We start from the raw sequence: 19317 nt of genomic DNA on the forward strand, positions 1-19317 counted from the left end.
AACTCTATCCGCACACGCCGACATCAGCCCCTGAGCCGGCTTTGCAGTGCCTGCCGATCGACGACGAGCTGGTCCAGATGGACTGTCTGCCCTCCTTGCGCCAATCGCCTAACCAGCTCACGCGTACCGTCCACCACGAAGACGCCGCAATCATAACTATTCCGCTGCTGGGCCATGCCGGCTCGCTCCAAGCGGAGGTCCAGCCTACCTGCGAGATGATCTGCATGCTTTTTGTTGAGTCCCCCGTAGGAATCGTAGTGATAGGTGACCGGCCGGTCCCGGTCGCGGCGATCAACGAACAGCAGCGACCAATGGTTGCCGAGGCTATTGGGATCTTCAGGATCGGCATTAATCACGGGCAGGAACAGGAAGTCGGCTGTATCATTACCGTTATCATCATGGACGATGCGCTGGAATTCGGTCAGCACGACGCCATCGTCGTGAGAGCGCAGATAATTTAGGACTATGAGGGGATTCACGAACCGCGTCCGGGCGGCGAGATTCGGATGGTACCTCTGCAAATCCTGCTCCTGGAGCCGGTAATCCCTGTCGATATGCTCGTCGCCCAGCCATTCCGTGTCGTCGAGCACCAGCCCGCGGTTGTGGGACGAGGCTGTCGGATTCAAAGCCCCGATCTGAGCATCGGAGGACGTGCTCGGAAACGCCCGCACAGAACTAACATCGTCGCGCAATGGGGACGGTGTGGGCGCAGTCAGATCAACCAACGGACGACCGCCGTAGGAGCTTGAGCGAGCCCTGGCAGCCTGCGCTGGCGCAAAGTGAGCATCGTCGCGCAACTCGGACGGCGTCGGCGCATTCAGATCAACAAATGGCTCAAGACCAGCGTAGGTGTCTGAGCGAGCCCTGGCAGGATGCGCCGCCGCAAAGTGAGCATCGTCGCGCAACTCGGACGGCGTCGGCGCATTCAAATCAATAAATGGCTCAAGACCAGCGTAGGTGTCTGAGCGAGCCCTGGCAGGATGCGCCGCCGCAAAGTGAGCATCGTCGCGCAACTCGAACGGCGTCGGCGCATTCAGATCAACAAATGGCTCAAGACCAGCGTAGGTGTCTGAGCGAACCCTGGCAGGATGCGCTGGCGCAAAGTGAGCATCGTCGCGCAACTCGAACGGTGTCGGCGCATTCAGATCAACAAATGGCTCAAGACCAGCGTTGGTGTCTGAGCGAGTCCTGGCAGGATGCGCCGGCGCAAAGTGAGCATCGTCGCGCAACTCGGACGGCGTCGGCGCATTCAAATCAACAAATGGCTCAAGACCAGCGTAGGTGTCTGAGCGAGCCCTGGCAGGATGCGCCGCCGCAAAGTGAGCATCGTCGCGCAACTCGAACGGCGTCGGCGCATTCAGATCAACAAATGGCTCAAGCCTGCCCTCAGCATGTGACGGGGGTCTGGACGGTGATGCTGGTTCTTGCAGCTGTTCACCCAACCAAGCTCCCGCGCTCGGTCTGGCTGGCGTTGAGGGAAGATCCTGCGCCGAGCCGGAATGCCGATCGCCCTGCGCGGCCGGCGAGCTCGGCTGCTCATGGCCTGGCAGCCCCGGCTCTCGGTTCGCCTCGATGAGTTTTAAGTAGCTGCGAAGATGCGACAAATCGGGACCGTATATTTTGCCTCCAGTCCGTTGGAACGCTAGCACATCGTTGTCCAGCGCTAATTGCTCCTTGCTAGAGCCGTTAAGTCGCCCAGTTATGGTCCCCCTGCTTTTTTCTTGAAGCCACGCACTCAGCGCACGAAGACGTGTAGCCCGCTTCTGCGCAGTCTGCTTCAGCGCCGCAGTCGGGGTTCTAAGATCCTTCAAGGCTTGGCCGAGCGCTCCCTCGATGAGGGTGGCGTCTTCGGGATGAGGAACCAGGCGACGGGGGCGACCAAGGACTCGGGGTTCGGGGGCTTCGGCTTCTTCACCCCCACGCAAGAGCCGCCGGAGAACATTCAGATTCGATTTGATGCGGTTCTGAGGGTCCCGCCCCAAGCTCCTGTACGCCGCAATTTCCTCGTCCAGCGATGAACCGCCTCGCAGCCGGGAAGCCACAGGCCCCCTATGACTTGCGTTGACCCAGCGAACAAATGTCCCAAGCCCGGAAACACTGTTATTCATGGCCCCTGGGGTGAGCTTGCGCCGCTCGGCGTCTACGCGGAACTTCGCCAAGAGCTCCGCGTCTTCGGCCGGGAGCTGCTCGCCGATCAGCTCGTCCGGCGACGGCAGGCTTCCGGGCGCAGACGTGTTCAGCGTGCTCGGAAAGGTAGCATCATCACCCAACTGGTACGATCTAGACGGAAGCTGAGCTGGGACAGGCAAGGATGGCGCAGTTTCCGAGCTCGGCCACATGCTCCAATCAAAGTCGAGCGGCATCTGCGGTGACCAGGTTGAGGTGGACCCGGCGGGTTCCTGCGGTCCCGCTTGTTCTGCCCCCTGGAGCTGCTCAGGCGGGACCAAGACGGACCATGATGGGCCGCCTTCCACCATCACCGAAAGCTGATTCTGAGCGTGACCCTTCGAGAGGACCAATGGCCAACTGACTGCGTCACGCAATGCGTTCTGCTGCCTAGCAGTGTCTCGGACATGCCTCGCTACTGGATCTGCCGCTGGGGCGTATTCGTGCGCACGCGACGGCATCGGAGCTTGCCTCTGCGATGGTGACGCCCCCAGTTGATGGGATGGGGTCTGTATCAGCTGCCGCTCAACGGCGACGCCTTGGGGGTTGCTTAGCGTCTTCTGCCTCTTCGCTGATCTCAACTCCCCTGTATCATGCTCATCACTGATAAGAACCTGCTCGCCTGGCACGAGGGTGTTCCTGTGACGTTCATCCGTCAGTTCGTGGTCATGGTGGCGCCAGTTCAAGGGACGAAGGGATTCTGCAGGATCCAATGCCAGGCCATGCCGCGGTGGCTGAAGACACGACGATGCACCGGCTTCGTCGACCGTCCCAAAAAATAAATCTTGATCGTCCCCCTCAGAGAGTGCCGCTGGCCAACTGAAAGCTGGCTGCGACGCGCCCTGCTTAGCCGCGGCCTCAATGCTTCCTGCCCGGTCAGTGATTGACGCGACTCCGCCCGCCGACTGGGAGGCCCGGAGACGATCGAGCGCGGTAAGAACGATCCGCCTCCGACTTTTATCGAACAGCGCAGCGTCACTGCCCAGCGACTCGTCGTCAAACCGAGCAGCGATTCCCGGCTTGTTGTTTGCAAAGAGCCACCGGCTGAATCGGCGAAGAGGACGAACATACATCGTCTCAGCGGTGATCTCCTGGTACCCGGCCTTAACGAGTGCGTCTTGAAGTCCGGAAATCAACCGCGCGTCTTCGGAATGCAAAGGGGGACCGTTGAGTTTTCTCGCTCCCTCACGGAGATGATCAAGTGCCGCGCCGATACTTCTGTGACCACCGGCGTCCTTGTAGAGCTTGATCGCTTCATTCAGCGGTTCGTCCTCATTCCATCTCTCGTCGTGAAGCCGGGCAGCAATGCCCGGCTTGTTGTTTGTACGCAGGTAGTGGCTGAAATCCGTGAGAACAGTTGCATAGGTTTTGGCGGTACTTGAAGTTCCGGCCGTCACTGCTTGTTTTCTGTACTCTTTGATGAGAGTCCCATCTTCGGGATAAGGAGTCAGGTCAGGGCGGCCTGCGATCGGTACGATTCCTCCCGTCGACTGAGAGGTCCGCAGATGAGCTAGTGCCCAACGGACGTTCGCCGTCCCACGTTTTGTTATGAACTCCTCGATATCCTTGTCCATCGACTCGTCATGAAGCCGATCAGCAATGCCCGGCTTGTCGTTTGCAAAGAGCCAGCGGCCCAAGCTGAGCAGATAACCGACGTTGCTCGTGGCGGTGCTCTCGGCGGCTCCACCCCTGAGGAGCGCCTTCTTAAGCCCGGAAATAAGGGGCGCATCTTTGGCAAAAAGTGGCTCCTCGCTGCGACCTACCAAGACCCCATTTGACCGAGCGGTCTGCAGCGCTGAGGCGCCCAGCACCGCCTCATCCTCTCCGGCATGCAGCGCTAGGATTCCTTCGTGCCCACTCGCCCGCATGATGGGCCGCGCCTCAGATCGCGATGCATCCGCTTGATGGGCGGGGACCTGCATGAGCACGGGAGCGGACGGGACAGCGACCTCGCGCAGCTGCCGCTGAAAGGCCGCCGCCTCTGCCGACGAGTCGGCCGGAGAGGCATCTTGCGCGTCCACGCTATCCGTTTGTTGACGCACCCGATTCATTGAGACGAAGTTCATCTGTACACACTTTTGAAGATGAAGGGCCAGGAGCGCTGATCGTATGCGCCTGGACTTGAGCCGACATATCGTTGGCATTTGACGGTTCAGCTGCCAAGCGAAAGGAAGTTGGGGTCAGATGCTTGTGATCGAATTCTGGCGCGAGACACTCAGGCAACTACATCCCGAGGCGCGCGAACTGCATCGACGCGTGCTCCGCCTCGGGAGGGGGTGCCACGGGGCGATGCTCAACAACGACTTACAGAACGCAGGCGTGAGCTTGCCACGGTGAATCACAACGTTCTCGTGCCCCGTCGCAGCTCGAGCGCTCTGCCAATGCCGATTGTAGCCACGCTGTTCATTGGACTTCACGTGGCAAGCGGCGAAGTCGGCGTCACCCAGCGACGCCAACTGCCACGCATGTACCGGCCGCTTCGTATGGATGTGCACCCACATCGGACTCGGCATTCCACCATTGCGCAGCGTTCCGAGCGCAATGCCTTCTTTCCCCACCACTCCATGCAGGCCTGGTAGTGCTTCGCCACGCTGAATACCGCTCGACTCAGCTGGCCGGGCGGAGCGTTGGAATCTCGCATCTGGTCGAGCACGGCTGCTGCTTTCCTCCTGCTCGCCTCCAGGTCGTGGACAATCAAGGTGGCCACGGCGTTGCATTGGTTCCCCGCAGCAAGAGTTTCGTCGCGGAGTCGGCGAGCCCGATCGTCGGAAAGAAGCCTGCGCGGCATGTCCGGGGGGAGGGTCGCGTAATAATCCAGAACTTCCGAGCCTGCCTTGACGACTTGATCGATCAGCTCTTGCGCCTCCGACCGATTCCGGGCTTGCGTGGCTGCATTTTGAGAAGCATCAAGGTCCTCAAGCAGGCTACGCATTTTTTGCCTCGCTGCTTTGATTCCGTCGCCACTTGAGGAAATAGGGACTGCCACCGCCGAAGCTGGTGGCAAGCTCACGAGCGGCGCCGTTCTATCTCGAGGCCCGGAGCGCATCCGCTCCACGACGGAGTCGAAAGATTGCCTGCCTTCCCCGGGGGCGGGACCGGGCTCGGGGCTCGAACTGCTCGACCCCCATGTGCTGTCGGCTCCTGCGGGCCCAACGTGCGATTTGCCAAGTCGGCCAATGCCCGTCATATTCCACCTCCAATCAAGTCGAGAGTGCGCAGCCTGTCTGGATAGACTGGCTGGCTGACGACTAGCTGACGAAGGGCGGTTTTCCCGGATTCACAGGAAAACCCGGATCACCGCGGGTTGCAATTCTGGTGGATTGTGGTGAGGCAAAAATACCCGGCGAGTATCGATTGGCGGACTTCGGCTGCCGCCCGTCCTGCTCTCCGGGAAGGAGATGCGAGTTCGAAGAGCTTATCCAGCGGTGATGCACCAATCCTGACCAGACCCAGATCGTGGGTCAAAGCAACATTTTCTTGCTGCACGTCCGAATTCGAGCAGAACCGATGTTGCGCAGCTCCTTTCGAAAGTACGAGCCGAGGATCTCGCGCACAGCGCGGCTTACGTTTTGCCTATCGAAAGCGGGCTGCTAGCTGCCGAGGTGACGATGTCTTCACCTCACGCGAGATTGCTCATGCCGCATGTCTTTCGGCGAGGAATTACGGTTTCCTTCTCGATGAAAGTTGGCACCGTCCGCGCTCGAATGCGAGCTCCCATGCTCCCATTACGTCTGATCGCACGAAGATCTCCTGTATTCTGCAGGGAACAATCCCGACAAAGCATGCGGCTGCACACAACTACCACGCAGTGGAGCAAAAGCCGGGCCAATCGGCTGACACTTCCGCACACGCGGTAACCAGCTGAACGCAGTATACACGCACGGTGGCCCTTCTGCGTGAAAGCGGCTCCTGCTGTTCGGCGCCCATCAACGTTGTCGCAAACTCGCCATTGCAAAGGAGCACACCGACCGTCCGCGCCCGACAACTGCAGCCGTATCCTTTCTTCATCTTTGCTGGCGATCGCCGCGACCAATTCAGTGCTTGAATGAGGCTGCAAGAGGCGGCATTTTTATTGCACACATAGTCATGAGCTTCGTCGCCACATGCTTCAGGCCCACATGTGGAGAACCAGCGCGCGGGCCGGCCGCATCAAGATAGAGGGCGTGTGGCGCAAGCGGAGAGCAACGTGCGCGACCCGGTTGGTCGAAATGTTCAAGCCAGGATCGCGCTAGAGACGGATCGAGGATGGCCAGACAGTTCAAAGAGAGGCCGGCGCCGACCATCGTTGCGAAAGACGGACGCTTGACCGGCCGCGCCGTGATGGGCGCAACGATCGGCAATATCCTCGAATTCTACGATTTCGGGACCTATAGCTTTTTCGCCATCCAGATCGGTCAGGCGTTCTTCCCGGCGAGCGACCCGTTCGCCAACCTCATGCTGTCGCTCGCGACGTTTGGCGCGGGTTTTGTAACCAGACCGATCGGGGCCATCGTGCTCGGCACGTACTCGGATCGGGTCGGGCGCCGGCCCGCGATGACCGCCAGCTTTGCCATGATGAGCGCCGCGATCCTTGCGTTGGCTGTGACGCCCTCGTACGAGACAATAGGAATTGCCGCTCCGTTACTGGCCATTTTCGCACGTTTGGTGCAGGGCTTCGCCCTGGGAGGTGAAGTCGGTCCGACTACCGCCTATCTGATGGAGGCGGCCGCCGCCGACGCGCGCGGTCTTGCTGTCTCGTTTCAGCCTGCCAGTCAACAGATAGCTGCAACCGCCGGAGCGCTGGTTGGAGAAATACTCTCCCTCGCCATGACAAGCGAGGCACTGGACGCGTACGGCTGGCGGATCGCGTTTTTGCTCGGTGCCGGTACGCTGCCGTTCGGACTTTGGCTGCGGAGCGCCCTGCCGGAGACATTACACCGCCCGGAAGCTTCGGCTCCCGTCGTCGAGACTGCGAAGAGATTGCGTGCCGCTCGCCGCATGATGAGCTTGGGACTCGTCATTTTGGCCAGCTGCACAATTTTTACCTACATCACGGAATATATGACAACCTATGCGCTGAACACCTTGCAAGTTTCTGCGCCACTCGCCTTTGCCACCACGCTCGTCAGCAATGCAGTAGGAATTGCTGCCGCACTGCTGGGCGGTTGGCTCGCGGATCGTGCCGGACGCCGGCACATCATGATATGGCCGCAGGTCACCGCGCTGCTGATGATTTATCCGGTGTTCTGGTGGATCGCAGAGAGCCGCAGTGCCATCGCACTTCTTGGAGGCCTCGGCGCGCTCACCTTCATCGGAACGGTCCCGTATAGCGCCTTCTATGTGAGCATGGCCGAAGGTCTGCCCAAGAACATCCGCGGCGGCGCCTTCGCGACGATTTACGCTTTTGCGATAGCGATCTTCGGAGGCACAGCTCAACCCGTCGTCGCCTGGCTGATCCACGTGACCGGGAACGCGCTGGCGCCCGCCTGGTACATGCTTGTCGCTAGCGCGGCCGGACTGTGTGCCATGCTGATGATGCCCGAGACGGCGCCGCCGAGAATTCAGAGCACTGTGCATAAGCAAAGCCCGTCGTAGCGCTGGACAATGTGATCACAGGTCCGTTCCGCTCATATCGCGCTCCCCCTCAAGTCTTTCGGGAAGAAAGTGGATCGGCCCGAGAGATGGGAATTGTCTTGATGAAGCATTCGATTTTTGCAGGAAGGTCGTGTTGGGGCCGCGCCTTCTGTTGGGGTTTGGGTAGGCTTTCAAGCTCTACGCTTTTCCTGATGGATGGTCATCGGCATCGGAAAAAGCGATGGACAAACCGCGGGATGATCGCTGCAACACGGCCGGGTCTCTTGCTGCGCAGCACTACAGGCCTCCTTGCTAGCCAGAGTAGGCTGCCTGGGACCGACCAGTTCGAAACATAGCTATGTTGATGAGATAGGCTTCAGACGCCCAGACAGTTCCCGACCGCTCGCCTACTGGACGCAACTGCAGCAAATCAGCGGTCGTCCATTCTGCGTGCAAGCAAGGCGGAGCAATCCTTCCCTTCAGGAAGCCAATGAAACAAGGCGGCACCACCACTCCACGCCATCGGGAGAGCATGAATTCTCCCAGATAGGTCAAGAATGCGAGTTGCGCTGGATGTCCGCCAATTCACCCTGGCAGAGGCCAATAGCCGCTGCCGCCTTCTGATCGGCCGGGAACAACCCCCGAGCCTGCCGGAGCAGAAAATGGACGCGGACCGGGCCACCAATTGTAGCCAACCAGCACGATCAAGTCACGGCGGTCGGCGATCAGCGCCCCCAATTTGACACCAATTCAGCGAAGCTCAATTGATTGCGAGCGTCATCACTTGACCAAGTGGGCAACCGCCCCGGCGCATTCCAACTCGGCGGTGTTCTTGACGTGGACAGCATTCGCACCGGCGCGGTGATCGGACGCAATCGCGACATAGAGCGCGGGCAGCACGAAGAGCGTGAACAGCGTGCCGATGGACATGCCCGCGACGAGCACGAGCCCAATCGAGAAGCGGCTCGCGGCGCCAGCGCCCGTTGCGGTCAACAAGGGCAAGAGACCGGTGACCATCGCCGCCGTGGTCATCATGATCGGACGAAGTCGAACGCGCGCCGCCATCTCGATAGCCGAGCGGCGGTCGAGCCTCTCCTTGAGCTGCAGCTCATTGGCGAACTCAACCAATAAGATACCGTGCTTGGAAATCAGCCCGACCAGTGTCAACAGCCCGACCTGAGTGTAGATGTTCATCGTCGACAGGCCAAAGAATAGCGGGATCAAGGCCCCGACGATCGCCATCGGAACGCTGATCATGACGATGAGGGGATCGCGCAGGCTTTCGAACTGCGCCGCAAGCACCAGAAAAATGATGATAATTGCAAACGCAAAGGTGATGGCGAGTTGATTACCCTCGCGCACATATTGGCGAGCGTCGGCAAGGAAGTCGTGGCTAAAGCCTGCGGGCAGCTTCTTTGCCTCCTCGTCCAAGTACTCCACAGCTTGACCGATCGTGACGCCAGGCATCGGTACGGCCTGGAAGGTCGCGGAGTTGAGCTGGTTGTAGTGGGTGAGCGTATTCGGGTCGGTCGCAGTCTCGATGGAGACCACGGTCGACAGCGGCAGCATCGAGCCTCTCGCAGTCTTCACATAATAGCTTCCGAGTGAATCCGGCGTCAGGCGTTTTTCGCGCGCCACCTGCGGGATCACCTGGTAGGAGCGCCCCTGCAGGTTGAAGCGGTTCACGGAGTTGCCGCCGAGCAGGGTCGCAAGCGCGCCACCGACGTTCTCCATGGTGATGCCAAGATCGCTGGCCTTGGATCGATCAACCTTGATTTGCACCACCGGCTGATTGAACTCAAGGTCAGAGTCGCTGATCGCGAACAGACCGCTCTTGCGAGCGGTATCCTTCAGCTTCGACATCTGCTCATAGACGGACTGGAAACCCAGCGTCGAACTGATCACCATTTGCACCGGTAGTCCGCCCGAACCGCCCGGAAGAGGCGGCAAGCTAAAGGCAAACGCGTTGATGCCTTCGATTTTGGACAGCTCGGCCTGAACGGACCACTTGAGCGCGATCGATGATTTCTTGCGCTCGTCCCAAGGCTTGAGCAACATGCCGGCCATGCCGCCCTGCGGACCGCTGCTGCCGTTGAGCACGAAGCGCAAATCGGTCTCGGGAAATTTCTGGAACGCTTTGTCGAGCTTGGCGCCGTAATAATCGAGGTAATCGATATTGGCGTATTTCGGCGCTTTGGTCAGCGCGAATATGATGCCCTGATCCTCCTCGGGTGCAAGTTCCTTGGACGTATGCATATAGAGAAAGCCGACAAGGCCCAGCATGGTCAGCACAAACAGCCCGGTAATCGGACCATAGTCGAGCGAGCGGTCGAGGTTGCGACCGTACCAGCGGGTCGTGGCGCCGAACGCGCGGTTCACAACTCTTGCAAACCGCCCCTCCTCAGGGCTGCTCTTCAGAAAGACCGAACACATCATCGGAGACAGCGTCAACGCAATCACGCCCGATACGATGACCGAGCCCGCCAGCGTAAACGCAAATTCGCGGAACAGCGCGCCAGTGAGGCCGCCGAGAAAGCCGATTGGCGCGTACACGGCGGCCAGCGTGATCGTCATGGAGACGACGGGACCAACGATCTCGCGCGCCCCCTGGGTTGCGGCCAGCGCGGGTGGCGCGCCTTGTTCCAGATGGCGATGAATATTCTCCACCACCACGATTGCATCGTCGACCACGAGGCCAATCGCAAGCACCATCGCGAGGAGGGTCAGAAGATTGAATGAAAACCCCAGCGCCAGCATCATGCTGCAGACGCCAATGAGCGACAGCGGAATGGTGACGACGGGAATGATGACCGACCGAAACGAGGCCAGGAACAGGAAGATCACGACCACCACGATCAAGACGGCCTCGATCAGTGTTTTTTCCACCTCATCTATCGATGATTGAATGAACTTCGTGGAATCGTAGGCCACTTTCATCTTCAGCGATGGCGGCAAGTTGCGCTTCATGTCTGGAAATAGCGCCCGAACCCCTCGCACTATGTTCAGTGGATTGCCTTGAGGGCTCGCCTGCACGCCGATGAAGACCGCGTGCTCGCCGTTCATGGAGACGCTGGCGTCTGCGGTCTGCGCGGCAAGCTCGACCGTCGCAATGTCCTCCATGCGTACAAAGCCGCCGTCATTGGCCTTGACGATCATGCGCTTGAAGTCATCGACACCGCGCAGATCAGTGTTGGCCGTGACGTCGGAGATAGTGAGATAGCCCTTGACCTGACCGGCCGCGGCCTGGAAGTTGTTGGCGGCAATTGCAGCCGAAACGTCCGCCGCCGACACGCCATGCCCCGTCATTTTCGCAGGATCGAGCCATAGCCGCATCGCAAAACTCTGGCCGCCCAGGATGTCCGCCGCTGCGACCCCCTCTACAGTCGACATAACCGGCTGCACCACGCGTGAAAGATAGTCGGAGATCGCGCTGGCCGTCAGTTCCTCGCTGGAGAAAGCGATATACATGACAGCCGTGGTCTGGCCGGCTGACTTGGTGACGACCGGATCGTTTGATTCCTTCGGAATTAGATATTTGACCGAGTTGACCTTGGAGAGCACTTCGGTAAGCGCCTCGTTGGGATCAAAATTGAGCTTGATGTAGACCTGGATCGTCGAGCTACCGAGCACCGATGAGGACGTGACGTAGTCGACGCCCTCGGCGGACGCCACTGCCTGCTCCAGGGGGGCCGTGATGAACCCCTGGATCATGTCGGCGGAGGCACCAGGGTAGGAGGTCGTGATATTGACGACCGTGTTTGACAGCTTCGGATACTGCCGGATCGGCAAAACGGCGGCCGCGCGAAGACCGATCAGCAGGATCAGCAGACTGATGACGACGGATAACACCGGACGTTTGATGAAAAGCTCGGCAAATGCCATCGAGGCTCTCGCATTCAGGAGGGTGACGCAAATTCGCTGGCACTGGCAAGTCGCGCTCCAGTTGCGGTCATCAAGCGGCTGACAGTGGCTAGGGCCCATAGCGAGAGGGAAGTGGAATTGGCTGCTCTAACGGCTAGTTCCTAGGCAGAGGGTCCGGTGCTCCACTTCTCCATCGCCATTCCTTGGATGGATCTTGGCCCTGCGGTTTTGATCGCTGATCGCGATCCCGAGTATGGACACACCTCTTCAGGGTAAAGACCCATGTCATTTTGTGCGCAATCGGCCCGAGGTCCGACTCAAAATACGGAAGCGGGCTGACGCATTTCCATTCCGCTTCATCCTCACGCCTCAATGGTACGCAACGCCTTTCAGCAAGCGGATCAGTCGACACTTACGGCGTCCCGCGCCACACCGGTCGAATGATCCAGCGGCGACGTCGAAAGTACAAACAACTCGACGAGTGACTCAACTCTACAAAGGCAAGCGCGCGATATAGAATGGGTTGCCAAACCTATACCAAGGTTTGTCGACGCCTTGCGCCGGCATGAGCCGCGCGAGACTTGCGACGTTACCCCGGCGCCAAGATGGACCGGCGCACAAATGTATTCTAGAGTCCCGTGACGTCGAGCGGCTCCGGGGTGGTGCGAACCTCGTCAATCTCCGGCGAATATGGGGAAACGGCCGCTTGCAGGCGATACCGCTCGGGCACGATGCGACCGGATGGAAGACGGCTGAGCCGAGCGACGCGCTCGGCGTCGGTCCTGCTTCGAGGCCAACCTCGATCGGTTTCCAGAAATTCGCGCCGAGTGCTGCCAGCTTCCGTGCAGCATTGTGTGGGCTCGATCCCGATATAAGAACGCCACGTTGCAGCGTCACGATTGCGGCCACCATGATCCGTCACATCGTCTTCTTCACAGCCAAGGATCAGGCCGGTATCGCCCAGATCGTCGAAGGTCTGTCAGTTCTCACCGCAATACCGTATGCACGCCGGCTCGAAATTGCGCGCAACCGCAAGAGCGATCAGTTCGGCAATGGATCTCGCTGCGTACAAAACGCACGATTTGTATCAAGAAGCGCGATCCGGTGCGTCCGGCCGCTTCGGGAACTGCGGTTTGCCGCTGACTACGAACTGTCAGCAGGTGTCTATTTCGCTGGAACGTCAGGGTTGAGCCAAGTTGCTCGACACCCCCGACGGGCTAGCCGCAGCTAAGCTTGATGATGATCAGCCTCGATGCTTTGTACGTATGGGACGGAAATTGCGCTTGTTCGCGACGCGACAACGATCAGAGCCGGCTTCATAGCCTGCCGATCATCGGCAACCGATAGCCCTACGCACGTCCGCGAGTTGCAGTGGATCGAGCCGGTCAAGGCGCTGCGATGCCTTGACGCAGCGCCCGCAGCTTACCTGTCTCGATAGCGCGGCAGGGCATGAACTTCTCGGGCGGTACTCATATTTTGACCTGCAAACCGTTTGGCACCTAAGTGGTCGCCGATGGACAGGCAAGCTGGAATGCTGAGGCGGTTGCCGGCGATCCATGGGTGGTTCTCCGCAGCCATCTCGCCAGATACCGAGCAGCGCATCGCCCCGATCTCCCGCCGTTCCAGGGCGGCCCCCGGCTTCCTTGCTTTACGACCTGAACCGGATGTGGAATATCCAGGTACCGTCCGGATCGATGTCCGACCAGTGAAAGATCGGCGTCTGTTCGGCGACCAATCCTGCGATTCGTCCGCAGGGCCTGCTGAGTGGCGAGCGACGGATATCCGTCGACGCACATTGTAGCTCCCAATCGGCCGAGGGTCCGCCCCGGCGGGGTGGGCGGTTGAAGCTTGCGAAGTTTTCAATCGTAAGAACGTAGGCCGGCGGCTCCCGGGAGCGGACGATCTGCTTCCTTGAGCGCGATTCCGAGATAAGCGGAGAGATTTCGGATAGGTCGGCTCCATCGCGCATTGAATTTGCCACGAGGATCCAATCCAAAGCGCCGCTTCACCCGAAAGGCGAATGTGCGGTTGCCGAGCCGAAACTCGCCATAGCGCTTGTAATTGTAGATCGCAGTCTTGGCGTAAAGCTGCGAGGTGCCCACGCCCAGACTGTTGTCGGCGTTCACGGCGCGATCTTCACGCCAGCCCCGCATGCGCAGCGCCTGCGATTATCTGCATGGGTCCTCGGCGTCTCCGCAAATTCGCGATGGCGGAGCGTCCAGCTTCGACAGCGGGCTGCGTTGGCGGCAGCGGCGTCATTCCGACAGCGTGTCGGGCCTTGTACGCAAGTGCACGGGAGCTCGATATGATCAAAAGGTTCAGGTTGGAGCACTACTCCTGACGTGCTGCGAGCGGCTTTGCCGGCGAACCTGCCGGCCCGGCGTGTGCCAACATCTGTCAAACCATTCGCATGGACACGATATCGGCTGGTCCAGCGCCACTGCATTCATCCGGTGCCGGAACGCCACCGGAGCCGGGTGTGTATAGTCTACCGGGCTGCATACTACTCTGCGCTACATGGCGATGAGCTCGGATCACCATGTCTCCTCCCATTTGGCAAATGCTTGATCGTCTGGTCGAGGGCAACGGCGGTTCGCTGCCGGCAGAATGGGTGTGCCATCGCGATCGCCGTGCCCGTGCGCCATGCTCGGCCGACAAGTACAACCGAGAGGGTCAGGTGGGCTGATCGGTGATATGCATGATTGAGAAATAGTTGTCCGGGTGATGCAGAACGTCGCCAGCATTCACATTTGAGAGCGTAATTGAATTGCCCGCTCCGAGGTGAACGACCGTGCTATTGGGGCCAGCCGCCTCGATGTGACTGGTAAGATCGGCAAGCGTATGAATACCAGTGTGATTGATCCCATCCTCGATGTGCAGTTTATCCCCCACCGTGAAGTCCATCACCAAATCGTTGCCGTTCCCGCTTGTGAACACGAAGTTGTCGCCGCCGTAACCGCCGACCAGAGTATCGTTACCCTGATCGCCGTACAAAAAATCGTCGCCGGCACCGCCATAAATCGTGTCGGCTCCCTGATTGCCTTCCAGTTCATCGTCGCCCGCACCTCCGAAAATCAAGTCGTTCCCGCCCCGACCCTGGATGAAGTCATTATCCGGTGTCCCAACCACGTGATCGTTGAAGTTCGTGCCGCGCATTACAGCCATTTCTTTCTCCTGTGTTTTGTCTGCCAGACGAGTGATCACGGAAGTGATAGTGCTCTGGCTGAGGATCATACACACTGAATCTGACGAAAACCTGACTTGCACACCCAACCAAAACGGTGTGAAGGGTCATCCAATTGCAGACCGTTGTGCAAATCGTTTCACAAGCCCGGCGGCTCCGCCGAATGGTCAAAGTTGACACGGGTAAAGTCGTCGGGCCGGTTCAAGCCATTGTACGATGAGCAACGGTCGCATCACACCAAGCGGCGAACGCGTGATCACGCAATCCGGCACTCATTGGCAGACAAGCAATGCCAACGAAGCGCAACCTTGACCAAGTTCATGCCCTCCTGCCGTTCAAGCAACAGCTCGCACGGCTTCTCACGCGTTTGTGGTTTACGTTCAGATCGCGCAGCGGGATATTGCAAGCATCGTCGACCCCAACATCTGCCAATCGAGTTTCCATGATCGTCTCCGCAGATCTTGCTCGCTCGAGATCTTACGGATCCATAGTAGCGATTTAAGGCTTCGAGCTGTCGTGGCGTCTTGTTGAGGTTGTCGTTCGCCACAGTATCGCAAGTTTACGCAAGCACCCCCTACCATTTCCGGCAGTCAGGATCGCGTTGACTCTCTAAATCGATCTGTTCCAGTGGATCGATGGGAAACTATCACCGGTGGACAGGCGTCGCGTCATGCAAGCTGCATTACTGCTCGGGCTATCGAACAGGACGAAATGTGATCATTCTTTGAAAACGGCTAACCCGCCATCTTCGGCTGCTCGGGACAGCCCCTCAACTTATTACTCCGTTGGCCGCAGGATCGCGGACGAGAACTGCCAAAGCGATCGTCGTCGACAAAATCATTTACCGTTCCGCCGAGAGAAGCCAATTTGTTCTTCAACACAGCGACTAGCCTGCGAGCATCCATCATCCTGAGGAGCAATTTGCCATTGAGGCAGGCAGGACGTCTTCGCGAACGATCGGCATCGAGTTCGCGAGCGCGATCGCTTGCCGCACCGCATACATATCCCCCAGATCGGCCGCGTTGGTTGCCGCATGCGCGAACGAGAAAAGAGGATCCGGCATCCGACCTGTCGCAGAAAATAGGATGTCCTGCTGGGCTGGTCGAATGCAGGTTCCGCATCGTCCCTTTGCGAAGCATTTCGCATCCGCTGCGGTTTAGTGGCGTCGCCCCGCTGCAGAACGCCGCGCTGCTTGCAATTCCTTGCGCCGGGACCCGAAAGGATCAGACGAATGACAGCACACCTCATGGCGTTAAAAGACCTAAATCCCAGCGGCCGGGAACTGGAGATTACAACGACGACAGGGTGCATCGTCCGATGTTCCTATTGTCCCCAGGATAAGTTCGCTGAACGCCAACGACCCGTGTCCCAAGCGAAGCACCTTGGTCTTCAGGATTTCAAGCGATGTCTGGCACGCGTACCAGCCGCTATCGATATCGGCTTTGCGGGTTACTCGGAGCCTTGGCTCCATCCGGAGTGCACGGCGATGGTTGAGTATGCTTACGCACGCGGCCATGGCATCCGAATTTTCACAACCCTTGTCGGAATGAATGGGAGTGACGTTCGGCGCTTGCAAATGCTGCAGTTCAAGAGCTTCGTCGTGCACGTACTCGATGACGGCACTTTCATGAACAGCCGCCTTGTCGGAAAGACCTATCTCAATGTCATGCGGAGACTGGTCGAGGCGAACATTCCTTCAATTCGATACATCGTGCTTGGTAAAATGCATCCCGATCTCGCCGACATCGTTCCCGCCAAAGCACTGAAGCGCCTGCGGCCCTTGAGTGGCAGGCGAGGACGAATCGATCCGAATATCATTAAACCACGACGGCCGGTTACCGGAACTTTGACATGCATCGGCAAACAGCAATATCGGAATGTCCTACTCCCGAACGGCGACGTTACCCTGTGCTGCATGGATTTTGAGCGGCGTCATGTCCTGGGCAATCTTCTGCGCGACCAATACGAAGATCTGTTCGAAGGCCGAATGTTTAGCGAAATTGTCAATCGCATGGACGGAATCGAGGGCTTTCTGCTTTGCAGGACGTGTGAGTTTGCCAGTCCGCAGACATCGGGATGCTGCACGGATGCCGACCAACAACGTGACGACGGGACCGCGCGAATGCAGATGTTGAGAAGTTTCTGATGAACGATAAGCGACCAAAGCCTATTCGCTCGCTGCTTGCCAGGAATGGCCATACCGACGGGACACTCGCCGGACCGGATATACCCCTGACAGCAGGCGGATCAGAGCCGCGCTCCAGTGAGGTGAACCAGCTGAGACCCTGCTCCGTAGAGGGCCTCACGGGCGGCACGAAGCCGCCGGTGTTCAACCGGCGCGGCTGGAAGCGGTAGATCTATTTCCGCAAGGTGCCCGAGGACATAGGACGCCAGCACACGGCCGAAGACAGTCCCGGTTGCAATACCGCGCCCGTTGTAACCACCGAAGGTGACCACGTTGCGGTCGAGCTTGTGAAAGCGCGGCAGGTGGTCGGAAGTCATCCCGATCATCCCGAACCAGCCGGTTTCGAACTCGAGTTCACCGAGCTGCGGAAACAGCCTGCGTAGCGACCTCACCGCCCAGGCTCGGTGAACCAGGGTGCCGATACCCTCCAGAGCGCCCACGCTGCCGAACACCAGACGCCCCGACCGATCGAAGCGAAACGAGGAAAGGACCTCGTTGGTGTCCCATGCTCCTTGCCGTTCGGGCAAGATTGACGTCCTTGGACGCTCTGATAAGGGCCGCGTGGCCAAATTGAAGTAAGGCAAGCGGATCTGCTCCCGCTGAACCTGCGGCCAAGTGGTTTTGCCGTAGGCGTTGGTGGCGACGATCACCCACTCAGCACATACGGATCCCGTTCCCGTGCCAACCCTCCAGCGCAAACCCATATCGCTGACTGTGAGGACCTCAGTCTGCGTGAATATCCTCGCGCCCGCTGCAAGGGCAACGCGTGCCAGGCCGCGCGCATAGGCCAGTGGCTGTATAGTACCGGCGCGCTTGTCCAGGAGGGCGCCGGTGTAGTTGCCACCGCCAATCTTTCTGCGCGTTTCCTCCGGATCAAGCACCACGACCGGAGCGCCGCGCTTCTGCCACTGTTCGGCACGTATCTGGATTTGCTGGAAGCCCCTGCGGCCGACCGCGCAATGCAGGGTCCCCGCGCGCTCAACTTCGCAGTCGATCCCATGTCTCTCGATCAGTTCAAAAACCTCTTGCGGCCCCCTACCCAGTAACTCGATGAGCCGCTCTCCAAACGGAGGCCCGAGAGTAGCTGTGAGTGTGTCGGGCATGACCCACATGCCGGCGTTGACGAGCCCGACGTTGCGCCCGGAACCACCGAATCCAATTTCGGATGCCTCGAGCAGGATTGCGCGCGCGCCTGCCTTCGCAAGCTGAATAGTCGCACAGAGTCCGGTATATCCACCGCCGATCACAACGACATCGGCCTGCGCGTCGCCCACAAGAGGACCCGTATACGGAGGAGCTGGCGCCGTCAGCTCCCACAAGCCGTGCGATTTGGGGTTGCCGTGCATCCGACGAACTCGTTCGGCCCATGATCATGAACGACATTGACCTACACATCATGACAGCCGCCACAGAAATCAACTCCAGTATTGTGGAGTCGATCTTCCTCTCAAAGGCGTACCTGTGACGCAAGAGTATTGGACAACTGCCCGGTTCTCGTGAGGTCGTGTTTTCCAATATCGACGATCCTGCGATCTCCCTCAAATTTATGGGGTCTGCATTACCGCAATGACCTCATGCGGGTAGTCTTCGGTATCAAAACATCAATCCGAACAGGACCAGTACTGAACTGGCACTTCAAAAACGCCGCCTATTGGTGAATGCGCAGTAAGTCTGGCGGTGTTGACCGGCAGCAGCAGCGGAAGAGGCTTCACCGAACCGTGAGCTCCCAGATGATGCGGATGTGCCCCCCTTCAATCGATGGTCGGAAAAACTTTGCGTCGTCGCGGTCCCGTCCAATCGATGGAATGCCCGATTGGGCGAGTACGGCAGAAGTTGCACGCTCGGTGCTCTGTACAGGGCACACCGGTTTAAAGAAGTTGCGAACATGGTTTGTCCTGTGTGTCTGAATGCGCTCGGCCTTCGCTGACTATCGTTTCCTCTCAATAGCAACGGCCGTGCCATCAGCATTCAAAACGCGCTGGGCTTCTGATTTTTCTTGAAGAACGGCCGCCGGCGGGCCTGGGGTGTTCTGCCGCCCAGCGTGTCGGCACCAGTGTCAGAAACCGAACACGTATAACCGAGTTGGTGTACGAATGGCTTCGTGTCGCGGCCTTTCTCACGGCAGTTGACCAGAAAGCAGAAGTTACGGCCTTCATTCAAGCTCACGTTTCGGCGAAAGCTCGTCAGAAACGGACAAGACTTCGCACAATTCACGGTTTTGATGCCGCCCAAATGACTATCTGGCTGATCAGGGAGCGATACGTCGCCCTGCGCCGGTTTTGCACTGCGACCGATCGGAAACTCGCCCAACAGCATACTGGTCACTGCGATCATAGCGCCATGATCACCGCCATCGAGATCGGGAGGT

Annotated in this window: 9 protein-coding genes and 1 pseudogene; 3 read left to right on the forward strand and 7 right to left on the reverse strand. The window is 59.0% G+C overall.

The annotated features are described in order from the left end of the window. Nucleotides 1-23: 23 nt before the first annotated feature. Together ACE10Z_RS36285 and ACE10Z_RS36290 are read right to left on the reverse strand one after the other, a co-directional pair. A complete protein-coding gene (locus ACE10Z_RS36285; protein ID WP_375784994.1) occupies nt 24-4232 on the reverse strand; it encodes a Ulp1 family isopeptidase in 4209 nt (1402 codons plus the stop codon). 347 nt (nt 4233-4579) lie between these two features. Continuing rightward, nucleotides 4580-5098, reverse strand: coding sequence for a hypothetical protein (locus ACE10Z_RS36290; protein ID WP_375784995.1), 519 nt, complete (start codon nt 5096-5098; stop codon nt 4580-4582). 1313 nt (nt 5099-6411) lie between these two features. Between ACE10Z_RS36290 and ACE10Z_RS36295 the strand changes: the two genes are divergently transcribed. Beyond that, nucleotides 6412-7740: an MFS transporter gene (locus ACE10Z_RS36295; protein ID WP_375784996.1), complete on the forward strand. Its 1329-nt coding sequence runs from the start codon at nt 6412-6414 to the stop codon at nt 7738-7740. Nucleotides 7741-8499: 759 nt separating this feature from the next. On the opposite strand, the gene ACE10Z_RS36300 is transcribed toward ACE10Z_RS36295, so the two are convergent. Beyond that, the gene (locus tag ACE10Z_RS36300) at nt 8500-11601 is read right to left on the reverse strand and encodes an efflux RND transporter permease subunit (protein WP_375784997.1); all 3102 of its coding nucleotides are present in this window, start codon (nt 11599-11601) and stop codon (nt 8500-8502) included. 889 nt (nt 11602-12490) lie between these two features. Between ACE10Z_RS36300 and ACE10Z_RS36305 the strand changes: the two are divergent. Beyond that, nucleotides 12491-12811, forward strand: a pseudogene (locus tag ACE10Z_RS36305) (Dabb family protein). Nucleotides 12812-13439: 628 nt separating this feature from the next. Here the strand turns inward: ACE10Z_RS36305 and ACE10Z_RS36310 are convergent. Together ACE10Z_RS36310 and ACE10Z_RS36315 are read right to left on the reverse strand one after the other, a co-directional pair. After that, complete coding sequence (locus tag ACE10Z_RS36310) at nt 13440-13706, reverse strand: hypothetical protein (RefSeq protein ID WP_375784998.1); 267 nt, start codon at nt 13704-13706, stop codon at nt 13440-13442. A 547-nt stretch (nt 13707-14253) separates the two neighbouring features. Beyond that, the gene (locus ACE10Z_RS36315; RefSeq protein WP_375784999.1) at nt 14254-14814 is read right to left on the reverse strand and encodes a calcium-binding protein; all 561 of its coding nucleotides are present in this window, start codon (nt 14812-14814) and stop codon (nt 14254-14256) included. Between the two features lie 1181 nt (nt 14815-15995). On the opposite strand from ACE10Z_RS36315, the gene ACE10Z_RS36320 reads away from it, so the two are divergent. Next, complete coding sequence (locus ACE10Z_RS36320) at nt 15996-16910, forward strand: SPASM domain-containing protein (RefSeq protein ID WP_375785000.1); 915 nt, start codon at nt 15996-15998, stop codon at nt 16908-16910. Nucleotides 16911-17011: 101 nt separating this feature from the next. On the opposite strand, the gene ACE10Z_RS36325 is transcribed toward ACE10Z_RS36320, so the two are convergent. Together ACE10Z_RS36325 and ACE10Z_RS36330 are read right to left on the reverse strand one after the other, a co-directional pair. Continuing rightward, nucleotides 17012-18295 carry an NAD(P)/FAD-dependent oxidoreductase gene (locus ACE10Z_RS36325; protein WP_375785001.1) on the reverse strand — a complete coding sequence of 428 codons (1284 nt, stop codon included), beginning with the start codon at nt 18293-18295 and terminating at the stop codon, nt 17012-17014. Between the two features lie 622 nt (nt 18296-18917). Next, nucleotides 18918-19283, reverse strand: a complete 366-nt coding sequence (locus ACE10Z_RS36330) for a hypothetical protein (RefSeq protein WP_375785002.1) — start codon at nt 19281-19283, stop codon at nt 18918-18920. Nucleotides 19284-19317: the final 34 nt, after the last annotated feature.

The organism is Bradyrhizobium sp. Pha-3 (assembly GCF_042258615.1).
In the GTDB taxonomy this organism is placed as follows: domain Bacteria; phylum Pseudomonadota; class Alphaproteobacteria; order Rhizobiales; family Xanthobacteraceae; genus Bradyrhizobium.

Coding starts and splice junctions, on each gene's coding strand:
- ACE10Z_RS36300 (WP_375784997.1), bottom strand. CDS start 11,601: ATGGCATTTGCCGAGCTTTTCATCAAACGTCCGGTGTTATCCGTCGTC.
- ACE10Z_RS36315 (WP_375784999.1), bottom strand. CDS start 14,814: ATGATCCTCAGCCAGAGCACTATCACTTCCGTGATCACTCGTCTGGCA.
- ACE10Z_RS36330 (WP_375785002.1), bottom strand. CDS start 19,283: ATGATCGCAGTGACCAGTATGCTGTTGGGCGAGTTTCCGATCGGTCGC.
- ACE10Z_RS36295 (WP_375784996.1), top strand. CDS start 6,412: ATGGCCAGACAGTTCAAAGAGAGGCCGGCGCCGACCATCGTTGCGAAA.
- ACE10Z_RS36290 (WP_375784995.1), bottom strand. CDS start 5,098: ATGCGTAGCCTGCTTGAGGACCTTGATGCTTCTCAAAATGCAGCCACG.
- ACE10Z_RS36325 (WP_375785001.1), bottom strand. CDS start 18,295: ATGCACGGCAACCCCAAATCGCACGGCTTGTGGGAGCTGACGGCGCCA.
- ACE10Z_RS36320 (WP_375785000.1), top strand. CDS start 15,996: ATGACAGCACACCTCATGGCGTTAAAAGACCTAAATCCCAGCGGCCGG.
- ACE10Z_RS36285 (WP_375784994.1), bottom strand. CDS start 4,232: ATGAACTTCGTCTCAATGAATCGGGTGCGTCAACAAACGGATAGCGTG.